Annotated in this window: 18 protein-coding genes and 1 pseudogene; 11 read left to right on the top strand and 8 right to left on the bottom strand. The window is 72.7% G+C overall.

Annotated elements, in window-relative coordinates; translation table 11 throughout:
* Positions 1–2 precede the first annotated feature (2 nt).
* The gene (locus tag ACWD12_RS06330) at positions 3–1,808 is read right to left on the bottom strand and encodes a glycosyltransferase family 39 protein (RefSeq protein ID WP_450098572.1); all 1,806 of its coding nucleotides are present in this window, start codon (positions 1,806–1,808) and stop codon (positions 3–5) included.
* Positions 1,809–2,097: 289 nt separating this feature from the next.
* The gene (locus tag ACWD12_RS06335) at positions 2,098–3,027 is read right to left on the bottom strand and encodes an LLM class F420-dependent oxidoreductase (RefSeq protein WP_450098573.1); all 930 of its coding nucleotides are present in this window, start codon (positions 3,025–3,027) and stop codon (positions 2,098–2,100) included.
* 207 nt (positions 3,028–3,234) lie between these two features.
* Between ACWD12_RS06335 and ACWD12_RS06340 the strand changes: the two are divergent.
* Together ACWD12_RS06340 and ACWD12_RS06345 are read left to right on the top strand one after the other, a co-directional pair.
* A pseudogene (locus ACWD12_RS06340) lies at positions 3,235–3,969 on the top strand (AIM24 family protein); the annotation flags it as partial.
* Between the two features lie 330 nt (positions 3,970–4,299).
* Positions 4,300–5,223, top strand: coding sequence for a cation diffusion facilitator family transporter (locus tag ACWD12_RS06345; RefSeq protein WP_450098574.1), 924 nt, complete (start codon positions 4,300–4,302; stop codon positions 5,221–5,223).
* Positions 5,224–5,370: 147 nt separating this feature from the next.
* On the opposite strand, the gene ACWD12_RS06350 is transcribed toward ACWD12_RS06345, so the two are convergent.
* The gene (locus ACWD12_RS06350; RefSeq protein ID WP_450098575.1) at positions 5,371–6,714 is read right to left on the bottom strand and encodes an MFS transporter; all 1,344 of its coding nucleotides are present in this window, start codon (positions 6,712–6,714) and stop codon (positions 5,371–5,373) included.
* 281 nt (positions 6,715–6,995) lie between these two features.
* On the opposite strand from ACWD12_RS06350, the gene ACWD12_RS06355 reads away from it, so the two are divergent.
* Both ACWD12_RS06355 and ACWD12_RS06360 read left to right on the top strand, forming a co-directional pair.
* The gene (locus tag ACWD12_RS06355) at positions 6,996–8,015 is read left to right on the top strand and encodes a LacI family DNA-binding transcriptional regulator (RefSeq protein WP_450098576.1); all 1,020 of its coding nucleotides are present in this window, start codon (positions 6,996–6,998) and stop codon (positions 8,013–8,015) included.
* Positions 8,016–8,222: 207 nt separating this feature from the next.
* On the top strand, positions 8,223–9,179 hold the full coding sequence (locus ACWD12_RS06360; RefSeq protein ID WP_450098577.1) for a hypothetical protein: 957 nt from the start codon (positions 8,223–8,225) through the stop codon (positions 9,177–9,179).
* Positions 9,180–9,410: 231 nt separating this feature from the next.
* Here the strand turns inward: ACWD12_RS06360 and ACWD12_RS06365 are convergent, their stop codons facing one another.
* Positions 9,411–9,644 (bottom strand): hydrophobic protein, encoded by a 234-nt coding sequence (locus tag ACWD12_RS06365; protein ID WP_435839088.1) that lies wholly within the window; start codon positions 9,642–9,644, stop codon positions 9,411–9,413.
* 131 nt (positions 9,645–9,775) lie between these two features.
* Between ACWD12_RS06365 and ACWD12_RS06370 the strand changes: the two genes are divergently transcribed.
* The 4 genes from ACWD12_RS06370 (at position 9,776) to ACWD12_RS06385 (ending at position 12,900) form a co-directional block, all read left to right on the top strand.
* A complete protein-coding gene (locus tag ACWD12_RS06370) occupies positions 9,776–10,528 on the top strand; it encodes a helix-turn-helix transcriptional regulator (protein ID WP_450098578.1) in 753 nt (250 codons plus the stop codon).
* Positions 10,498–11,037 (top strand): hypothetical protein, encoded by a 540-nt coding sequence (locus ACWD12_RS06375; protein WP_450098579.1) that lies wholly within the window; start codon positions 10,498–10,500, stop codon positions 11,035–11,037. Before ACWD12_RS06370 ends, ACWD12_RS06375 begins: the two co-directional genes overlap by 31 nt.
* A 188-nt stretch (positions 11,038–11,225) precedes the next feature.
* Positions 11,226–12,092 (top strand): alpha/beta fold hydrolase, encoded by an 867-nt coding sequence (locus tag ACWD12_RS06380; protein ID WP_450098580.1) that lies wholly within the window; start codon positions 11,226–11,228, stop codon positions 12,090–12,092.
* A 55-nt stretch (positions 12,093–12,147) separates the two neighbouring features.
* Positions 12,148–12,900, top strand: a complete 753-nt coding sequence (locus ACWD12_RS06385; protein WP_450098581.1) for a copper homeostasis protein CutC — start codon at positions 12,148–12,150, stop codon at positions 12,898–12,900.
* Positions 12,901–12,945: 45 nt separating this feature from the next.
* On the opposite strand, the gene ACWD12_RS06390 is transcribed toward ACWD12_RS06385, so the two are convergent.
* Positions 12,946–13,617 (bottom strand): response regulator, encoded by a 672-nt coding sequence (locus ACWD12_RS06390; RefSeq protein ID WP_450098582.1) that lies wholly within the window; start codon positions 13,615–13,617, stop codon positions 12,946–12,948.
* On the bottom strand, positions 13,614–14,840 hold the full coding sequence (locus tag ACWD12_RS06395) for a sensor histidine kinase (protein WP_450098583.1): 1,227 nt from the start codon (positions 14,838–14,840) through the stop codon (positions 13,614–13,616). Before ACWD12_RS06395 ends, ACWD12_RS06390 begins: the two co-directional genes overlap by 4 nt.
* Before the next feature lie 134 nt (positions 14,841–14,974).
* On the opposite strand from ACWD12_RS06395, the gene ACWD12_RS06400 reads away from it, so the two are divergent.
* From ACWD12_RS06400 to ACWD12_RS06410, 3 genes are all read left to right on the top strand, one after another.
* Entirely contained in the window at positions 14,975–15,886 is a 912-nt protein-coding gene (locus tag ACWD12_RS06400) for an ATP-binding cassette domain-containing protein (protein ID WP_450098584.1), read from the top strand.
* Positions 15,883–16,905 carry an ABC transporter permease gene (locus ACWD12_RS06405; RefSeq protein ID WP_450098585.1) on the top strand — a complete coding sequence of 341 codons (1,023 nt, stop codon included), beginning with the start codon at positions 15,883–15,885 and terminating at the stop codon, positions 16,903–16,905. Before ACWD12_RS06400 ends, ACWD12_RS06405 begins: the two co-directional genes overlap by 4 nt.
* Positions 16,906–17,016: 111 nt before the next feature.
* A complete protein-coding gene (locus ACWD12_RS06410) occupies positions 17,017–17,832 on the top strand; it encodes a DsbA family protein (RefSeq protein WP_450098586.1) in 816 nt (271 codons plus the stop codon).
* A 35-nt stretch (positions 17,833–17,867) separates the two neighbouring features.
* On the opposite strand, the gene ACWD12_RS06415 is transcribed toward ACWD12_RS06410, so the two are convergent.
* Together ACWD12_RS06415 and ACWD12_RS06420 are read right to left on the bottom strand one after the other, a co-directional pair.
* Positions 17,868–18,317: a hypothetical protein gene (locus ACWD12_RS06415; RefSeq protein ID WP_358356229.1), complete on the bottom strand. Its 450-nt coding sequence runs from the start codon at positions 18,315–18,317 to the stop codon at positions 17,868–17,870.
* 167 nt (positions 18,318–18,484) lie between these two features.
* Positions 18,485–18,958 (bottom strand): hypothetical protein, encoded by a 474-nt coding sequence (locus tag ACWD12_RS06420; RefSeq protein WP_450098587.1) that lies wholly within the window; start codon positions 18,956–18,958, stop codon positions 18,485–18,487.
* Between the last annotated feature and the right edge of the window lie 125 nt (positions 18,959–19,083).

Below are 19,083 nucleotides of genomic sequence, written 5' to 3' on the forward strand. Positions count from 1 at the left end.
GGTCACCCCCCGGTGGCCGCGCACGGGTCGTCGGCGCCCCACTTGCGGGCGAGGAGCGGGCTGTCGCAGCGGTCCGCGCCCTCGGGCGCGGGCGGGGTCGCGCCGCGTTCCATGAGGCTGACGTACGCCCCGGCTACGGCGACGCTTTCGACGACGTGGTAGCTCCCCCGCAGTGCCCGGGCCGTGCTCCCCGCGACACCGGCGAAGGGGTTCTCGGGCACACCACGCAGCACGATGACGACGAGCCAGATGCGCTCGGGGGCTGCGGCGCGCAGGCAGGCCTCCGAGTCGAGGCAGTCGTACGTCCACAAGTCGTCGCGGTCCACTCCCGAACGGCCCAACAGCACGTCGTTCGGGCGGAGTTCGCCGCGCAGGTAGTACTCGACCCCGGCGTCGGTGTGCCACAGGCGCTGGTCGACGCTTGCGTAGACGATGCCGTCCCCGGGGCGTTGGCGTGCCCTCAGCAGGTCGGCTATCCCCCGGTAGTCGACCCAGGAAGCCGCCGACCGTTCGGGGTAGTCGCGCTGCTCGTGGGCGCCCGGTGCGCGCAACTGCCGCTGGTCGGACACCCCGATCGCGGCCACGAGGGCGAGCAGCACCGCCGTCGCCACGGTTGCGGTGGGTGGGGTGATCGGACGTGCAATCGGAGCCGGGTCCGGGGCCGGGCCCGGGGTTTGGCGGTCTCCGCTGCTGCCAGTTGCCCGGGCGGCGGCTGCCAGGCGGTCCGCGAGGACCGCGATGCCCGCGCCCGCGAGCACCGCCCACGCCGGGAGAGTGAAGAGGAAGTAGCGCGGCAGGAAGTACGACGTGTCCCCCGCCCGTGAAACCGCCCACACCACGGCGACCGGCACCAGCGCCACGCCGAAATACCCGGCCGCCGACCGGCGGTGCGGCCCGGTGCAGGCCCCGAGCGCCAGCACGGCCAGCGCGACGGCGACCGGTCCCGAAGCGGCCAGTCGCGGCAGCAGCACCTGGAGGGTGTCGAGGTCAGGGCGGGCTATCCACTCGATCTGTCGGACGCGTTGGCCTCCCGCGACGGCCGCCAGCGGCGCGAGCGGCGCCGTCCCGGCGGCGACCGCCACGAGGAAGGCCCGGCGTACGCTCGGTCGTTCGGCGCCTCGGGCACTGCCAGGCCGGGCTGCGAGCCACGCGACGTGCCCGGCTAGACCCGCGAGGGCGACGAGGTGCCAGACGCCGAGCAGCGCGACCGCCGTGGAGTAGGCCGCCCAGCGCCGGATCGTCGGCCGCTCCGCAGCCCGGGCGAGCAGCAGCGTCGCCACCGCGAAGGTCAGGCACACGAACCCGTAGGCGCGGGCCTCCTGTCCGTAGCGCGGCACCGACGGCAGCAGCGCGAAGACCACGCCGGCGGCGGCGCCCGCCGGCCGACCGAAGGCGCGCCGGCCGAGCAGGACCACGCAGGCGGCGGTCCCGGCCATGGCGAGCATCGCGGGCAGCCGCATGGCGAGCGTGCCGTCCCCGAAGACCGCGGTCCAGCCGCGCATGAACAGATAGAAGCCGCCGGCGGACGCGTCGACGTTGCCGAGCATGGCGAACAGTTCGGGTACGGAGCGCTGCGCGGCGGTCCAGGTGGCCAGCTCGTCCCGCCACAGGACCGGGCTGTCGAAACGCCACAGGCAGAGGACCAGGGTCAGCAGTGCGGCGCCGAGCGGTGCCGCCGCGTCGCGAGCGACCCCAGGCGCGTCGACCGCCCGGCGCGTACCGCGGTCGAATCCCCGGGCGCTCCAGGGGAGTCGGACGGCGCGCGTCCGCGGCAGGTCGGAGGTGGACGGTCGAGTGGAGCCCAACACCCGTGTGCGAATACGCGGCGAGCGGGCAGGCGTGGGGCGGATACGCGTCGGGCGCGCCGTCACCCCGCCCTCGGCGTCCCCGCCGTCCGCCGGCCGCGCCGGACTTTCAGTCGTGCCGGACAGATTCCCGCTCCCCCACGTCGCCGCCGCCGTCGAATTCCCCCGAGCGAGACGGTACGGGATGTGCGGTGGACGCGGTCACCTGCTCCGGCAGAACGGGGCGGGCGAAGCGGCGCCACCCGTACCGCCGCGGCACCCCCCGTCCGCACCCGCCGCCCGCAGCGCCGCGTCACGCCTCCAGCAAGACCGGGGCGAGATCCCGCCAGTCGTCCATCGTGAGATCCACCATGGACTCGCCGAGCACCTGGACGCAGACGTGGTCCGCACCCGCCGCGTGCTGGCTGTCGACCCGTGCCCGGAGCGCGGCCTCGTCGCCCCACGCCACGAGCGCGTCGACCAGGCGTTCACTGCCGCCGTCCGCGAAGTCGTCCTCGGCGAACCCGAGGCGCAGCCAGTTGTTGCGGTAGTTCGGCAGGCCCAGGTACGGCTTCATGTGCTCGCGGGCACGCCGCAGCGCGGTCTCGCGGTCGGTCGTGAACACGACCGCCTGCTCGACCGCGAGGTACCGGTCGGCGCCGAGGGTTTCGCGCGCGAGCGCCGTGTGCTCCGGGGTCACGAGATACGTGTGCGCGCCTTCGGCCCGGTCGCGCGACAGTTCCAACATGCGCGGCCCGAGCGCGGCGAGTACGCGTGGCGGACGGGGCAGTTCGCCGCCGGCCGCGAAGTAGAGCGACGCGTCGAGCCCGTCGAGGTAGTTCCGCATCAGCGTGAGCGGCTTGTCGTAGACGTTGCCGCCCGGCCGCAGTCCTTCGACCAGCGGGCCGTGGCTGACCCCCAGGCCGAGGAGGAAGCGGCCCGGGTGTGCGTCCAGCAGGGTGCGCGCGGCGCCGTTGGTGGCGACCGCGTCCCGGGCCCAGAGGTTGGCGATGCCGGTGGCCACCGGGATGCGCGGGCTGGACTCCAGGAGCAGGAGCGCCTGGGTGAACGTCTCGCGCCCGACGGTCTCGCCCCACCACAGGGCTCCGTAGCCGAGTGCGTCGAGTTCGGCGGCCGTGTCGCGGAGTTGTGCGACCGGGAGGAAGTCGAAGGCGGAGGTCCACAGTCCCACGCGACCGAGGTCGGGTACGGGGCGGTGTGCGGGCGGTGTGGTGTCGGACAAGGCTCCCCCAGGGGTGGCGGGTGAAGGTGGCGGACAAGAAGGCGGGTGAGAGAGGTGCGTGAGGCGACGGGTCGGGCCGCACGCCGGAACTGCCTCTGTAACGGCGTGACAGAACGAGCTGCCCTGCACGATACGGGAGGGCGTACGCCGCCGAAGTTGGGGTGCACTTTGTTCACCGCAGGAGTGCGGACCAGGGATCATGTCTGGGTGCAGAGTCCCCTGTTCAACAATGTCGCCCTTCAGTCGACCGATCGGTTCAGCCTGCAGAACCCGCAGATCCTGCGGGTGGGACTCGACCGCCAGTCGGCCCCGGAGGTTCTCGCCCGCAAGGGCGCGATGATCGCGTTCACCGGTGCGGTGGATTTCGACGGCTACATGCCCACGCCGGGCGAGATGCGAGCCGCGGCGTACGGCGCCGAGTTCATGTCCCTGATGCGCTGCTTCGGCACCGGCGTCGTCTACCTGGCCAACCAGGCCCAGCACGTCCACGTGGTGTCGCTGGCGAACGACGCGCTGATCGTCGACAACGACTCTGTGCTGGCCCTGGACCCGGGGTTGACCTGGTCGCCCGTCGCGCTGGACGCCGAGGCACGCATCTCGGGCCCCGGCGCCAACGGCCTGCAGATCGGCGGTACGGGTGTGATCGCCCTGACCACGCCCGGGCATCCGCTGATCATGAAGGTCGGCGCGCGCAACGAGGTCTTCGTGGACGCCGACGCCGTTGTGGCGTGGTCGGCGAACCTCACCACCCGCCTGGAGGCCCAGACCGTGTCCAGCCGGATCTGGCGGCGGCGCGGCCACACCGGCGAGGGCTGGATGCTCAGCTTCCTCGGCGAGGGCTGGGTCCTCGTGCAGTCGAACGAGGTAACCCCGGCGAACATGATCCAGCACCAGGGCGGACCGCTCGGCATGGGGCAGCAGGGCTACCGGCAGAACACCTGGGCGGGGCCCGGAGGCCCACACGGTCCCGTGCACCACGGGCCGCCCGGACCGCACGGGGCGCCGCCGCCCGGACCGTACCCGCCGCACATGCCGCCCGGGCCGGGCGGCCACGGTCCGTACCCGCCGCAGGGGCCGTATCCGCCGCAGGGACCGCACCGCCGCTGAGCCGGCGTGCCCGGCCTCCCCCCCCGGCCTGCCCCATGGCGTTCGGGTGGGCGCCCGCGCGTCTGCGCGGTCGGCCGGGCCGCCGCGCCGATCATGGTCCGGAGGCGGCGCCGCCGCGGGCGGCTTCCCGGCAGCGGCGCGTGGGACTCGGCGGAGGCGGGCGTAATGGGGCACGATCACGGGCCGACGGCGGCCGGCGGCACCGTCAGCGCCGCCTACCGCAAGCGGCTGGCGGTCACCATCACGGTCACCGCCGTCGTGCTCGTGGTGCAGTTGGTCGGCGCGCTGCTGTCCAACAGCCTCGCGCTCCTCTCGGACAGCCTGCACATGTTCGTCGACACCAGTGGCGTGGCACTGGCCCTGGTCGCGGTGACCGTGGCGCAGCGCGAGCCGACGCCGCGGCGCACGTGGGGCCTCTACCGGGTGGAGATCCTCGCGGCGCTGGTGAACGCCATGCTGCTGGGCGCGATCGGGGCGTTCATCGCGTACCAGGCGGTCCGCCGGATCGGCGACCCGCCGGACGTGAAGACGGGGCCGCTGCTGGCCGCCGCGCTGCTGGGCCTCGCGGCCAACCTGGTCGGCCTGTTCCTGCTGCGCGGTGGCAAGGACCACAGTCTGAACCTCAAGGGCGCGTACCTGGAGGTGCTGGGCGACACGATGGGGTCGGTCGCGGCGGTCGCCACGGGTGTGATCATCAGCACGACCGGGTGGGTGCTCGCCGACCCGATCGCGTCGCTTCTGATCGTCGCGATGATCCTGCCGCGCGCGTACCTCCTGCTCCGCGAGACGCTGCACGTGCTGTTGGAAGCGACACCACGTGATCTCGATCTCGGCAAACTGCGCGAACGGCTGCTCGCCGAGGCCGACATCGTCGAGGTGCACGACCTGCACGCGTGGACGGTGACCAGCGGCATGCCGGTGCTGACCGCGCATCTGACGGTGACGGACGCGGTGATCCGGGAAGGCCGCATCGGGCCTGTGCTCGACCGTGTCGGGGCCATCGTGGGCGACGACTTCGACGTACGGCACTCGACCATCCAGCTCGAACCGGAGGGGCACCGCGCGCACGAGTACGCGGACCACGCGTGACGGAACGGCGTCGGCCGCGTCCCCCGGAAGAGGGGACGCGGCCGACGCCGTTGGCAGCACTGCGGCTTCCGCGCTGTGGCTTCCACCGGGGCTGCTGTGACTACCGCTGTACCGACTGCTGAGCCGACTGGTGTGCCGCCCCTGGCGTCACTGGACGCTCTTGACCCGGACCACGGCCAGCGCACCCACCAGGGCTATGCAGGCGCAGATCGGGAAGAGCGCCTCGTAGTCCCAGGTGGAGACGATCCACGAGGCGATGAACGGAGCGGCGACCTGCGGGGCCGCGTTGGCGATGTTGATCAGGCCCATGTCCTTGCCCGCGTCCTCCCCGCGCGGCAGGACCCGGGTGATGAGCGCCATGTCGACGGCCATGTACATGCCGAACGCGAGGCCGTTGACGATGTTGAACACCGCCATGCCGTTGACGGTGCCGGAGACCATCGGGATGAACAGCGACAGCGCGGCCAGGACGCCGGAGCCCAGCACGAAGGGCTTGATGCGGCCGAAGCGGTCCACCAGCTTGCCGATGAACAGCGCGGCGACCACGGTCGACAGGGCGTTGACGACCAAGAGGAAGCCCATGGTCGAGTTGACGTCCTGCGGCTTGACCTCCACGTACTCCATCAGGATGTACATGTTGTAGGTCAGCACCGTGAAGTAGCCGGCCACGACGCCGAAGCGGGAGATGAAGGCCCACGCGAAGTCGGGGTGCTTCCTGGGGTTGACGCCGAAGTTCGAGATGAACTTCTTGAGGTCGAACCTGTCGACCGCCATGCCCTTGTTGGACCGGTCCGGGGTGACCAGCAGGAAGATCACCACGGCCGCGACCAGGAAGGCGGCGATCAGGTAGTAGCCCTTCTCGCCCGCGAACTTGCCGTCGAAGCCGCCGACGATGCCGTCGTAGCCGAGCTTCGAGAGGTCGATGCCGCCGATCGTGTACGCGGCGACGATGGTGCCGAGCGGAATGCCCAGGCCGACGAGTCCGGACATGATGCCGTACTTGGTCGGCGGCACCCGGTCGGGCATCGCGGCGGTCAGCGCGGCCTGGAAGCCGTTGAGGATGAACTGCACGCAGCCCCAGGTGATGGCCAGCATGCCGATGCTGGTGGCGTTGGCCTGCCAGCACAGGGCACCCGCACCGAGCAGGGTGCAGACCAGCATCCACGGGGCGCGGCGTCCCCAGCGGGAGCGCGTACGGTCGGAGATCTGCCCGAAGATCGGGTTGCCGATCGCGGCGAGCGCGGCGCCGACGGCGACCGCGTTCTTGAGGGCCTCGGGGTCCGGGTGGCCCTTGATCTCGGTGACCTGGATGGGGATCAGGAACGAGCCGACTCCCATCCACACCAGGTACAGGGCGATGTTGGCCAGCGGGAGCGTGAGATACAGCGGGCCGAGCCTGAAGCGCGGCTTGCCGTCGGCGTCGACCGGCCCCAACTGGGCCGGAACCGTCGCAGGTGCGGCCTCGCGGGCCGCAACGTTGCTCTGCGTCATGTGAATCACCGAGTCGATCGGAGGAGGGGTAGTCACGGCCCGGTCCCTTGTCACGGTCGCACGGGGACGGGATCGGACCGATCTTTTGACGCTGCTGACTCGTTTAACTGACTCGTGTTACTGACACGTGTCAGCAGCGGTGCACGGATCATGGCACGCGATGAAGTTCCGGTAAACAGAACGTGACGTACGTCGCATCGACCCCTGGGAACCAAACCGCGGGGCGGCATGGCAACCTCCTTTAACCAACCCTCGAACCCTCATGTGAGGACCCGGTACCCATGCCTAAAGTCCCTCGCCCCGGCAAGGCGCCCACCAGCGCGGATGTCGCAAGGGCCGCAGGCGTGTCCAGAACCACGGTGTCCTTCGTACTCAACGACGTCCCGGGCTCCGGCATCAGCGATGCGACCCGGCAGAAAGTTCTCGCCGCCGTCCGCAAACTGGGCTACTCGCCCAACGCGGGCGCCCGCGCGCTACGCGCCGGCACGAGCAATCTCGTCGTGTACGCAATGCCCCGGTGGCCCCTCGGACACGCGATCGACACCCTCCTCGAACGCGCCCGCGACGCCCTGGCCGAACGCGGCCTGGTCCTGATCCTGCACGGCGACCGCAAGCTCACCGGCCTCGACGCCGCGCGGGCCTGGGCCGAGCTCCGCCCCCGCGCGGTCCTCGCCGACACGTGGCGGTGCACCCCCGAATCGGTCGCCATGCTGCGGCAGCACGGCGTGCAGACGGTGGTCCTGGTCGGCGAGGAGTCGGTGCCGTACGCGCCGACCGTCGTCTTCGAGCAGAAGCGCATCGGCATCGTCGCCACCCGGTACCTCGCCGAGCGCGGCCACCGCCGCGTCGCGGCGATCGTGCCGACCGGCGAGCTGCGCGAGCCCGGCGAGCTGCGCTTCGCCGGCGTGCTCGAGGCCGCGGACGAGGAGGCGCTCGAACTCACGCGCGTGGACATGCCGTTCGACCACGGCGCGGCACTCACCCTGGCGCACGGGTGGGCGGCTGACCCGGACCGGCCGACCGCGGTCTTCGCGTACAACGACGAGTTCGCGGCGCTGATGCTGCGGGCGCTGCGCGAGGCCGGCCTCGCGGTGCCGGACGACATGGCCGTCATGGGCGTCGACGACACTCCCCTGTGCGAACTGGTCACGCCGCGCCTGAGCACGGTGGCGCTGCACACGACGAGCTTCGCCGAGATGCACGTCCGGGTGCTGATGGACCTGATCGACCGGACGCACGAGGACGATCTGCCGGTGATCCCCGAGCACGAGCCGCTCGTGGTGCGCCGGGACTCGGCATAGTCCGCACCGGTGGTACCGATCGCGTCGCGCCCCGAGGGATCGAGCCTCGATCGTGTCGGCCGCCCGGCGTCCCCGCGCCGGGCGGCCCCGCCCGCAGGGCCGCCCCGATAACATCGGAACCGTGATCACTGCGGTCGCCGGGGCCGTGCCCGCGGTGCGGCCCCGGTGATCGCGGGGGATGTCCGGATCACCGCCGAGGAGGCAGGCGTGGGGTTGTTCCGTCGGGGACCCAAGCGCGACCCGCGCGAGGCGCCGCGCGATCCCGTCTTCGAGTTCCTGTCCGAGGAGGAGGGCCGTCAGCTGCGCGGCCTCACCCGCGAGGCGTTCGCCGAACGCGGCCTCGAGGTCACGGTGTTCGCGGACCACATGACGGACAGCGCGAACCGGCACTACAACCTGTATAACCTCGCGGCCGGCTGCCACAACAACGAACGCGGCCAGCGCGCCTGGGCGTCGCTCATCCGCGACCACGTCGACAAGCTCGTGCGCGCGATGGACGCCCCTTCGGCCGTCGAGACGCTGCCCACCGACGAGCTGTGGGCGCGGCTCTACCCGCGTGTCACCTCGGACGACAACCTCCCCGACGACCCCGCCTTCGGGTACGCCCCGGTCCCGGCCCCCGGTCTGCGCGAAGTGCTGGCCCTCGACCTGCCGGAGAGCGTGCAGACGCTGCCGGGCGACGCGCTCGCGCAGCTCGGCGACATCGCCGAGCTGCGGCTGCGCGCGATGAACAACCTGCGCGCGCTGCCGGTGGAGGACCACGACGTGGTCAAGCAGGACGACGGCGCGACGTTCCGGGTGGTGCTGGGCGACTCGTTCTTCACCGCGAGCCGCGTGCTGGTGCTCGACGACCTCGCCGAGCGTGTCTCGGGCGAGGGCATCGGCCCGGACGGCGCGCTGGTGGCCATGCCGTTCCGGCACATGCTGGCGTTCCACCCGGTCGTCGGTGTGGACGTGATCCCGTCGCTCAACGCGCTGGCGGCGTTCGCCGCGTACCGGCACGAGGAGGCGCCGGGCCCGGTCAGCCCGTACGTGTACTGGTGGCGTCGGGGCCGACTCACCCAGCTGAGCGAGCGCGACGATGACGGGCAGCTGTCGATCGTCGTCGGCGCGGAGTTCCAGGCAGTGCTGGAACGGCTGTTGGACGAGGACGAGGGGCACTGACCGGTCGCCGGCCTGGGCTCGGGACGCGCCCGAGCTCCTCGCCGAGACCGCGCGAAGACCTCGCAAAGACTTGCTGAACGGCTTCCGGGAGTTATACCGGACGACTTCCGGAATCGTGCGTAACCCGCGGCGCGCAAGGTCGTTGTACCTGGCGAGACCCCGGAGCGTCCCCCCGTTCGCTCCGGGGTCCCTTCACGTCCGGGTCCCGTCACGTCCGGGGTCGGCCGCGGCCTACCAGCGACGGCGGCGCGTACGCGTGCGCGTGGTACGGCGCCTGCGGTACCCGCCGCGCCGACCGCCGCCACCGCGGGCGCCCGCCCGTACTCCGATGCGCTGGCCGCCGAAGACGAAGGCCAGCAACCAGACGACGATGACAATGACTGCGACCCACCACAGTGCCTCGATGAGGAACCCCGCACCGAAGAGCAGGAGGGCCAGGATGAGGACCAAGACAACGGGAAGCATGTAATTCCGCTGCCCGGTTGCGCCCGGTTGATGCGGTTGGAGGTTGCCCCAATCCGATTGCGTCTCGCAGCGTCCACTGCGGTGTGATCGTCCAGGTCCGGCCGCGGCGGGGGCGCACCTAGCCTGACCCCGTGGAGCTCCCCGGAGAACAACGCCCGCCCTTCTCCCCCGTCGCGGCGCGCCGCGCCCGTGTCGGACTGCACATGACGCATGATCAAGTCGCTTACGGACTCGCGGCGTTCCGGGTGCACACGACAGCCGCCACGGTGGCTGCCTGGGAGTCGGGGCACGCGGTGCCCGACGAATCGGAACTGCTCGCGCTCGCGGAAATCCTCTGGTGTGCTCCCGTCGACCTCATGGGATCGGCCGGGGCGCTGCGCGAGCACCGGATCGGACGGCGTCTGTCGGTCGCGGAGTTGTGTGCGCGCATCGGCGTACCCGAGTCGCGCTACGTCGCCATGGAACGCGACAGCGCCTGGCGCGGCGATGAGCGCGCCTCGGCTGCCCTGGTTCGCGAACTCGGGCTTTCGCTGCGCGATTTGGTGGGTGTCGCGGGCGCGTCCGGGCAGGTCGAGAATCTGCTCCACGAGACCCTTCAGGGCCGTCCGAAGTCGCAACTGGCCGCGATGACCCGGCTTTTGGGGATGCGGAGGAGTCGGATCGGAGCCGCATTGGCCGGGGTACACGAGGAGTTCACGCACCGGGCTCGGGTGTCGCTGTCATGGTCCGACGGCGTTCCGGGGGCGCGACCGCGCGGCGACGCCGACGGGTCCGCCGTCGATCCGGCGCGCATGGCCGACCGCTTCTGGGAGCTCCTCGGCCACCCCGCCGCGGAACCGGGCATGATCGGCATATGGCACCGAGACCGCCTGGACGCGGACTGACCGACGGCATAAGGCTGTTCCCGTACGTCGGCCCGCCAACCCTGGCCGAAGCCGCCCGCACCCAGCCCCTGGGAACACCCGCCCGGACGCGCGCCGATCTGTCCGCATGGCTGGGCGCACGCCCGCCCGCCGAGCACGACGAGCCGTTCACCTACACGGTCGGCGCCGACGGCGTACTGCGGCTCGCTCCACGGCGCAGCGAGCATGTGGCCTGTGCGGGCGGCGAACCGGTGGGCGCGGCAGGGGAGATCGCGTTCGTGCGCGCAGCGGACGGCTGGATGGTCGACGAGGCCGACAACCTGTCGACCGGGTACTGCCCGGACCCGGACTGCTGGACGGTCCTGGCCGCGGCCCTGGACACCATCGGCGTCGGGCGCCCGGACGCGTTCACCCGCTCGGTCGTCTTCCGTCGTTGCCCGCGCTGCGGTGAACGCAACGTAGTGCGCGACGGCTACTTCACCTGCGCCCTGTGCGACGCGGACCTGCCGAGCGAGTGGAACTTCGCCTGACTCCCATCCGGGTCTCGTGCCACCCACGGTCGTGTGCGCCCTGCGCGGCGGGTGCGGCCCCGGTGCGCTGGTGCTACCTCCTGTTAACGTCGGGCGCCTATCTTGCCGACTGGGCAGCCGGCAGGTTGCCGAGCCGGACAGGGCGCCGCCCGGCGTCCCGGGATCGCGCACAGCACCAGGGAGGCGCCATGGCCGTGATCGAGACCATTGATGTCGAAGCGGGCGGGTTCACTTTCCGCGCGCGGGCCGCGGGCCCTGGGGACGGGCGGCTGGTCCTGCTCCTGCACGGGTTCCCCGAGACCTCGGCGGAGTGGCTCGGCCAGTTGGACGCCCTGGGCGATGCGGGCTATCGGGCCGTCGCGTTCGACCAGCGCGGCTACTCGCCGGGTGCCCGGCCGGCCGAGGAGTCGGCGTACGACCGGGACGCGCTGGTCGGAGACGTCCTGGCGGTCGCGGACGTGCTCGGCGCGGTCGGGCCGGCCGCCGGCGGAGCGGCCTTCGACCTCGTGGGCCACGACTGGGGCGGGGCGATCGCGTGGCAGGTGGCGGGGCTGCACCCGGCACGGGTGCGCACGGTGTCCGTCGTGTCGACGCCGCACCCGGACGCCATGTGGGCGGCGAGCCGGCAGACCGGGTCGGACCAGCGCGAGCGCTCCTCGTACATGAAGCTGTTCCGCACCCGGGGCGAGGCCGAGGAATTGCTGCTCGCGGACGACGCGAAGTACCTGCGGGCCGCCTTCAAGGGGCTCTCGGAGACCGCGATCGCGGAGTATCTGGATGTTCTGCGGCAGCCTGGCGCGCTCACGGCCGCGTTGAACTGGTACCGCGCCATCGAGCCCAAGTCGCTGCACGACGCGGGAAGCATCGAGGTGCCCGCGCTGTACGTCTGGGGGGCGAAGGACCCGGCGATGGGGCGCATCGCCGCGGAGATGACGGCGACGTACGTGAGCGCGCCGTACCAGTTCGTGGAGCTGCCGGACGCGGACCACTGGGTGCCGGAGAACGCCGTGGCCGAGTTGAACGAATCGCTGCTGGAGCACCTCGCGACCTACTGACGCGCGCCGCGGCACCCCGGCGGGCGGCTCACGCGCCGCGTGACAGGATCTTGGAATGCGCGAACCGCTCCTCGAAGTCGTGGTCCTCTCCCCCGCCGACGCCTTGGCCGCCGTCGCGGGCGGCGCGGACCGGGTCGAACTGGTCACCGACATGGCCGCCGACGGGCTCACTCCGGATCCCGCTGTGTTCCGGGCGGTCCGGAACGCGGTCGAGGTCCCGGTACGCGTCATGGTCCGCCGCACGGCCGGTTTCGCGCGCGGTGCGTCGCCGGACGCCCTCCGCGCCGACGCCGCCGAGTTGTGGGCGGCGGGCGCCCGGGAGTTCGTGGGCGGCTGGCTGACCGAGGACGGTGCCGTCGATGTCGAGGCCTGTCACGCGGTGTTCGGCGGACTGCCCGATGGTGCTTGGACGTTCCACCGGGCCGTCGACCACGCGCGCGACCGCGCCGAGGCGTGGCGGCTGATTGGCGGGCTGCCGGGTGTCGACACGGTCCTGACCTCGGGCGCCCGCGAAGGGGTCGGAGCCGGGGCGGCTATCCTCGCGTCGCAGCTGGACGCGACCGGGCCGGAACGCGACCGCTCGGGCGAACACGGCGACCCGGACGGACATGACCGCTCGGGCGGACTCGCCGCAGCACCGCGCGTCCTCGTGGGCGGCGGTCTGCGTCTCGACCACGTACCGCAGTTGCGGGCCGCGGGCGCGGATGCCTTCCACATTGGCACCGGGGCACGGGACGGCGGTTGGTCCGGCCCGGTGGACCCGGAGCGCGTCCGGGTCTGGCACGACGCCGTCCACCGGCCGCTCTGAACGATTGCGCCGACCACACCCGGTCGGCCCGAACCGGCGGCGCAACTACGGTGCCACCAGGCCGAATTCGTACGCCATGATGACCAGGTGCACGCGGTCGCGGGCGGCCAGCTTGGTGAACAACCGCGCCACGTGTGCCTTGGCGGTCGCGACGCTGATGTGCAGTTCCGCGGCGATCTCGGTGTTCGACAGCCCGCGCCCGACGAGGACCAGCACCTCACGCTCGCGCTCGGTGACGCCGCCCGGCACCCCGGAGCCCCCGCCCTGACCACCGGACTTCGCGGTGGCCGCCGGGCGCGCGGCGAACTCGCCGATCAGGCGCCGCGTCACGCTCGGCGCGATCAGCGCGTCGCCCGAGGCCACCACGCGGATCGCCCCGAGGATGTCGTCGAGTGCCATGTCCTTGACCAGGAAGCCGCTCGCGCCCGCGCGCAGCGCACCGTACACCGAATCGTCGTCGTCGAAGGTCGTCAGCACGAGGACCCTGGTGTCGACCGGCAGTTCGCCGATGCGGCGGGTCGCCTCGATGCCGTCGGTGCCGGGCATGCGGATGTCCATCACCACGACGTCGGGCCGCAGTCGGTGGACCTGCTCGACGGCTTCCGCGCCGGTTCCGGCCTCGCCGACCACCACGAGGTCCGGGGTGTCGGCGATCAGCACTCGCAGCCCGGTGCGGATGAGCGGTTGGTCGTCGGCGAGCACGACACGGATCGTCATCGGTTCTCCGCGGGAAGGGGCAGGCGGGCGGTCACCCGGAACCCGCCCTCGGGCCGTGGTCCGGCGGTCAGTTCGCCGTGCAGCAGTGCCGCGCGCTCGCGCATCCCGGTCAGGCCGAAGCCCCGCCCGGACGGCGGTCCGCCGCGCCCGTCGTCCGTGATCTCCAGCCGCAGTTCGCCGTCGCCCCGGTCGACCGCGACGCGGCACACATCCGTCCCCGCGTGCCGGATCACGTTGGTGACCGCCTCCTGGACGATGCGGTACGCGGACAGGTCGATGTCCGGCGGGAGTTGCCGGGGCACTCCGCCGCACGAGATCTCGACGCGTACGCCCGCGTCGGCGCTGGTGGCGGCGAGCCGGTCGAGGTCGGCGAGTCCGGGCGCCGGGGCGCGTACCGGGTCCTCGGACCTGCTGCGGCCCGCGCTGCCTTGGTCGCACCCCGGTTCGGCTTCGGCGGCGCGAAGTGCGGTGACCGTACGCCGCATTCCGGCGAGCGCCTCCCGGCTGGTCGCCTCGATCGCCTTCAGCGCGTTGCGCGCCTCCTCGGGCTGCGTGTCCAGCACCCGGTGGCCGACGCCGGCCTGGATGGCGATGATGCCGATGCTGTGCGCGACCATGTCGTGCAACTCCCGGGCGATGCGCAGGCGTTCGGCGGTGACGGCCTGAAGGGTGTCGCGGACGCGGCGCTCGTCGTCCGCGGCGCGGCGGCGGCGCAACGCGTCGCCCGCGGCCCACGCGACGGCGGTGGCGGCCAGCAGGATTTCGGCGACGAGGACCACGCCGGGGTCGCCCGCGGGCGGCCAGGCGGCGGCGTACGCGCCCAGCACCGCCGCGGTGCCGAGCGCCGCCGCGACCGAGGTCCGCCGCACGCGCGTCGCGGCGATGTGGGCGACCGCGGCCTGCACCGCGAGGACCTGCGGGACGGCGACGCCGCGTTCACCGATGACGGCAGGTATCGCCATCAGGGCGACCAGCAGCGCGGCGAGCACCGGCAGCGGGCGGCGGCGCAGCAGGGTCAGGGGCGCCAAACCGACGGCCGTGACGAGTAGCACGAGAGCCGGCCCCGGCCCCGCGAAGCCGAGGACCAGGTCGCCGTCGAGCGCGCCGTCCGGAGTCGTGGGCACGATCACGGCCGCGCCGACCAGCGCGCACAGCAGCGGCGCCGTCCACACGCCGGGCGGCGGCAGGCGGCGGGCGGACGGGGTCTCCGGTTCGGTCGGCACAGCCAGATCGTAGACGTTTGCCCTGTTCAGTGGCATTGGCCTGGGGGCGTACGCCCGGAGGCCACCTCCCGGGCCGACTACTGTGGCCCACGGCCCGATGCCCGCGTGCACGCTGTGGCGGCACCGTGGACGGCATGATCGAAGTCCACGAGTTGACGAAGCGATTCGACGGCACCACTGCCGTCGACCGGCTGACCTTCACGGTCCGTCCCGGCCAGGTCACCGGCTTCCTGGGACCCAACGGCGCGGGCAAGAGCACGACGCTGCGGCTCATCCTCGGCCTGAACGCGCCGACCGGCGGCACCGCGCTGGTCGACGGCCGCCCGTTCCGCGACCGCCCGCGCGGGCTGCGGCACGTCGGCGCCCTCCTCGACGCCCACGACGTGCACGGCGGACGCACGGCCTCGGCGCACCTGCGGGTGCTCGCGCGGAGCAACGCGATCCCGCGCCGCCGCGCGGACGAGGTGTTGGAGGAGGTCGGGCTGTCCGCGGCGGCGGACCGGCGGATCGCCGGGTTCTCGCTGGGCATGCGGCAGCGCCTCGGCATCGCGGCGGCGCTGCTGGGTGATCCGCCCGTGCTGCTGTTCGACGAGCCGGTCAACGGCCTGGATCCCGAGGGTGTGCTGTGGGTGCGCGGACTGTTCCGGCGCCTGGCCGCCGAGGGGCGGACCGTGTTCGTCTCCAGCCATCTGATGAGCGAGATGGAGAACACCGCCGATCGGCTGGTCGTGATCGGGCGCGGGGCGCTGATCGCGGCAGAGGGCGTCGCGGAGTTCGCGGCGCGGGGACGGCGGCCGAGCGTGGTGGTGCGTACGCCGGACCCCGACGCGCTGGCCGTGCTGCTGTCCGCCGAGGGCGCGACGGTGCGGTCCGAGGCCGCGGGGCGGATGGCCGTGACGGGACTGACCGCCGCCCAGGTCGGCCGCGTCGCGGCTGCGGGCGGGGTCGTCCTGGAGGAACTGGCGGCGCGCGCGTCGTCACTTGAGGAGGCGTTCGTGGAAATGACCGGTGACCGCGTCCAGTTCACCGCAGGCGGTGAGCGATGACGGGGACGGCCTCCCGCCCGGCGGCATCCGAGGGCGCCGGGCCCGCGCTGCGCAAAGTGCCCCGCTCAGAGGCTCGTTCGGAGGCTGGTGCGGGGGCCCGTTCGGACGCCCGCCCGGAAACCTGTTCGGCCGCCCGCTCGGGCGACGGACGGGAGCCCGGCCCGGCGCCCGGTCCGAAGTCCCGTACGACGTACCGCTCCGCTCCGCGGCCGGAGCCCCGCGCCCGCTTCCGCGACCTGGCGGCGGCCGAGTGGATCAAGTTGTGGTCGCTGCGCTCGACGCCCTGGGTGCTGCTGGTCACCGCGGCCACGGTGCTCGCGCTCAACGCGAACGCCGCTTACGCCGACTACGCGAACTGGCCGCACTACGACGCGGAGGCGCGCCGGTTCGTGGTCGAGGTCACCGCGCTGCGGGACGCCTTCAGCACCAACGCGGCCATGCTGCTCGTGCTGGCGTGCGGGACCGTCGGCGCGCTTGCGGTCGTGAGCGAGTACGCCACGGGGATGGTGCGTACCGTCTATGCCGCGGTCCCCGCACGGCAGTCCGTGATCGCCGCGAAGGCGGCCGTGCTGGCCGCGCTGATGACGGTGTTCGGCGCGGTGGTGGCCGCGGCGTCGCTCGGCGTGACGCGCGCGATCCTGGGGAGCCGAGGCGCGGGCGTGCCGGTCACGGACCCCGCGACGTTGCGCGCGCTGGCCGCGTCCGCGCTGCTCGCCCCGGTGTCGGCGCTGGTCGGCATGTGCCTGGGAGTGGTCGTCCGGCATGCCGCGACGACGGTGGTGGCGACGATCCTGCTGCTGATCGTGCTGCCGTCCTTCCTGGACGACCGGCGGCCCTGGACGGCGGCGCTCAAGCACGCGGCGCCGACCAGCGCGTGGGACCGGCTGGTGGGGCCGGACTCGATGGCCCGGCTGGCCGAGTACCCGATGACCGTCGCGGAGTCGTGGATCGTGCTCGCCACGTGGCCCGCGATGGCCGTGCTGATCGCGATGCCGGTGGTCCGCAGGCGCGACCTGTAGGGCGCCTCGGCCCCGGGCGGCGCAATCTGCGTGGCGCCTGCGTGACTCTTCGGGGTCCGCCGTCGTTGTGCTGCGCGCTGTGCGACGACCCCTACGGAAGGCGGCACATCGATGCGGATCATTCTGGGAGCCGAGGAGGGTCCGACCTCGCGGGCGTACCGCCGCCGGGTCGTGGCCGTGGCGGCCGTGGGCCTGCTGGCTGTGGTGATGGGCATTTTGGCGCAGTTCGCGCAGGCCGGATCGGCGCCGACGGGCGGCACGTCCCCGGGCGAGACGCCCACCGCGCCGATCGAGAGCCACCCGCGCCGCGACGCGGTGCCGGCGGCGGCGTACTCGACGCCGTTCGTACGCCCGGCCTCGCCCGTGGCCACGAACGACCCGATGGCCGTCGGGCGCGCGGACGCGCCGGTGGTGATGGTCGAGTACGCCGACTTCCTGTGCGGCTACTGCACCCGCTTCGCCCGCGACACCGGGCCGGAGATCGTCAGCCGGTACGTCGACGCGGGCGTGCTGCGCATCGAGTTCCGCAACTTCCCGATCCGGGGCGAGGGGTCCGACGAGTTGGCCCGGGCGGCCTGGGCGGCGGCACAGCAGGGGCGCTTCTGGGAGTTCCACAACTCCGCCTACCAGGCGGGCGCCTACACCCCGGCGGCGGAGAGCACCCCGCTCGGGTACGCACGGGCGGCGGGCGTACCGGATCTGGACCGCTTCGCGGCCGACATGGCAAGCCCCGCGGCTCGGCAGGCGGTGGACGACACCGTGGCCGAGGGCGTCGCTGCGGGGGCGGAGATGACCCCGACGTTCTTCGTCAACGGGAAGAAGCTGGTGGGTGCGCTGCCGAACCAGACGTTCTTCGACGAGATCGACGCCGCGGCCCGCGAGGCGCGGTCCCCGTACCCGATGCGCGGGTACGGGCAGTTGCTCTGAGACGAGCGGTCAGGTTCCTGCCCTGAGACGAGCGGTCAGGTTCCGCCGACGACGGGCAGTTCCGGAGGGCAGGCCACCGGCAGGACGTCGAAGCGTCCGGTCGGTCTGGCCTGCACCGGTATGTCGTACGTGAAGCAGCGGTAGATCGTCGACTTGCCGAAGGTCGTCGTGCGCTCTTCCTCGGCCTTCACGATGCCCTTGATGCCTTCGGCCGCGCGGTCCAGCGTCACCACGCGCACCTTGACCTCCCAGAAGTCCAGGCGCAGCGAGTCGCCCAGCGGCGACGCGCCGGCGTCCATGGACCCGGCCACGATCCCGGCCCAGTGCCGGGCGTGTTCGAGGGCGAGGCGTTCGGTGCGCTTGAGGTCGCGGCGCGCCTCGACCCTGAGGGTGACCACCACGCCCGCGACGACCAGGCCGACCACCAGCACCGTGACGACGACCATCGACAGACAACTGAACCGCGGCGTTCCCCGCCTGGCCATGAACGAACCCCTGTTGTCGCTGATATGGCTTTTGTCGCTTGAGCCGTTGATGTCGCGTCACATGTGAACCGCTTGTCGGTTCATGGCCGGAAATCGCCTCGAAATGTTCGAGGCGCCGACCGGAACCTGCACGGAAACCGCACCCTATCGACCGATCGTGGTCGCGGTCACGGCCCGTCGGCGGAGATCCCCGCGCGCAACGCCGCGTCGTGCGCATCGGCCACCGGGTCGGCGAGGTCCGCGACGAACACGGCCACGGCCCGGACCCCTCGGTCGCCCGCGCGCAGCCGCGCGAGGACGGCGCGCCACGCGGCCATGTTGGGGTGCGGAACCGCGGTGTACCCCTCGGCCGGGGCCAGCAGCTCCACCGCTCGCCCCACCTGGTCGACGGTCAGGTCGTACGACGCGGTGCCCGTCCGGTGGCCGCACGCCGTCGCCAGTACCACCGCCGAGAGTGCGGCTCCCCCGGCGTTGGCCACCGGGAACTCCGCGGCCGCGCCGTCCGCTTCCGCGTCGGTCCCGGAAGCCACCGTGCCCATGCCGAACGCGGCGGGTGTCCGCCACCCGGGAATGGCCGCCTCGAAGCGCTCGCGTGCGGCGGCGAGGTCCGCCGCGGTGGTCCAGTTCTCGGCGGTGGTCATCGACGGGCTCCCGGTGGTTCGGCGTACGTTGCGTCGGCGCGGCCCCGGGCCGGGCGGTCGATGCCCCGGCGCCTGCGGAACACACCGCGCCGCGCCGACCGTACCCGCCCCGGTAGGCTCCCCCA

The organism is Streptodolium elevatio, from assembly GCF_053592165.1.

Coding starts and splice junctions, on each gene's coding strand:
- ACWD12_RS06345 (WP_450098574.1), top strand. CDS start 4,300: ATGGGGCACGATCACGGGCCGACGGCGGCCGGCGGCACCGTCAGCGCC.
- ACWD12_RS06350 (WP_450098575.1), bottom strand. CDS start 6,714: ATGACGCAGAGCAACGTTGCGGCCCGCGAGGCCGCACCTGCGACGGTT.
- ACWD12_RS06355 (WP_450098576.1), top strand. CDS start 6,996: ATGCCTAAAGTCCCTCGCCCCGGCAAGGCGCCCACCAGCGCGGATGTC.
- ACWD12_RS06365 (WP_435839088.1), bottom strand. CDS start 9,644: ATGCTTCCCGTTGTCTTGGTCCTCATCCTGGCCCTCCTGCTCTTCGGT.
- ACWD12_RS06375 (WP_450098579.1), top strand. CDS start 10,498: ATGGCACCGAGACCGCCTGGACGCGGACTGACCGACGGCATAAGGCTG.
- ACWD12_RS06380 (WP_450098580.1), top strand. CDS start 11,226: ATGGCCGTGATCGAGACCATTGATGTCGAAGCGGGCGGGTTCACTTTC.
- ACWD12_RS06385 (WP_450098581.1), top strand. CDS start 12,148: ATGCGCGAACCGCTCCTCGAAGTCGTGGTCCTCTCCCCCGCCGACGCC.
- ACWD12_RS06390 (WP_450098582.1), bottom strand. CDS start 13,617: ATGACGATCCGTGTCGTGCTCGCCGACGACCAACCGCTCATCCGCACC.
- ACWD12_RS06400 (WP_450098584.1), top strand. CDS start 14,975: ATGATCGAAGTCCACGAGTTGACGAAGCGATTCGACGGCACCACTGCC.
- ACWD12_RS06405 (WP_450098585.1), top strand. CDS start 15,883: ATGACGGGGACGGCCTCCCGCCCGGCGGCATCCGAGGGCGCCGGGCCC.
- ACWD12_RS06410 (WP_450098586.1), top strand. CDS start 17,017: ATGCGGATCATTCTGGGAGCCGAGGAGGGTCCGACCTCGCGGGCGTAC.
- ACWD12_RS06415 (WP_358356229.1), bottom strand. CDS start 18,317: ATGGCCAGGCGGGGAACGCCGCGGTTCAGTTGTCTGTCGATGGTCGTC.
- ACWD12_RS06420 (WP_450098587.1), bottom strand. CDS start 18,958: ATGACCACCGCCGAGAACTGGACCACCGCGGCGGACCTCGCCGCCGCA.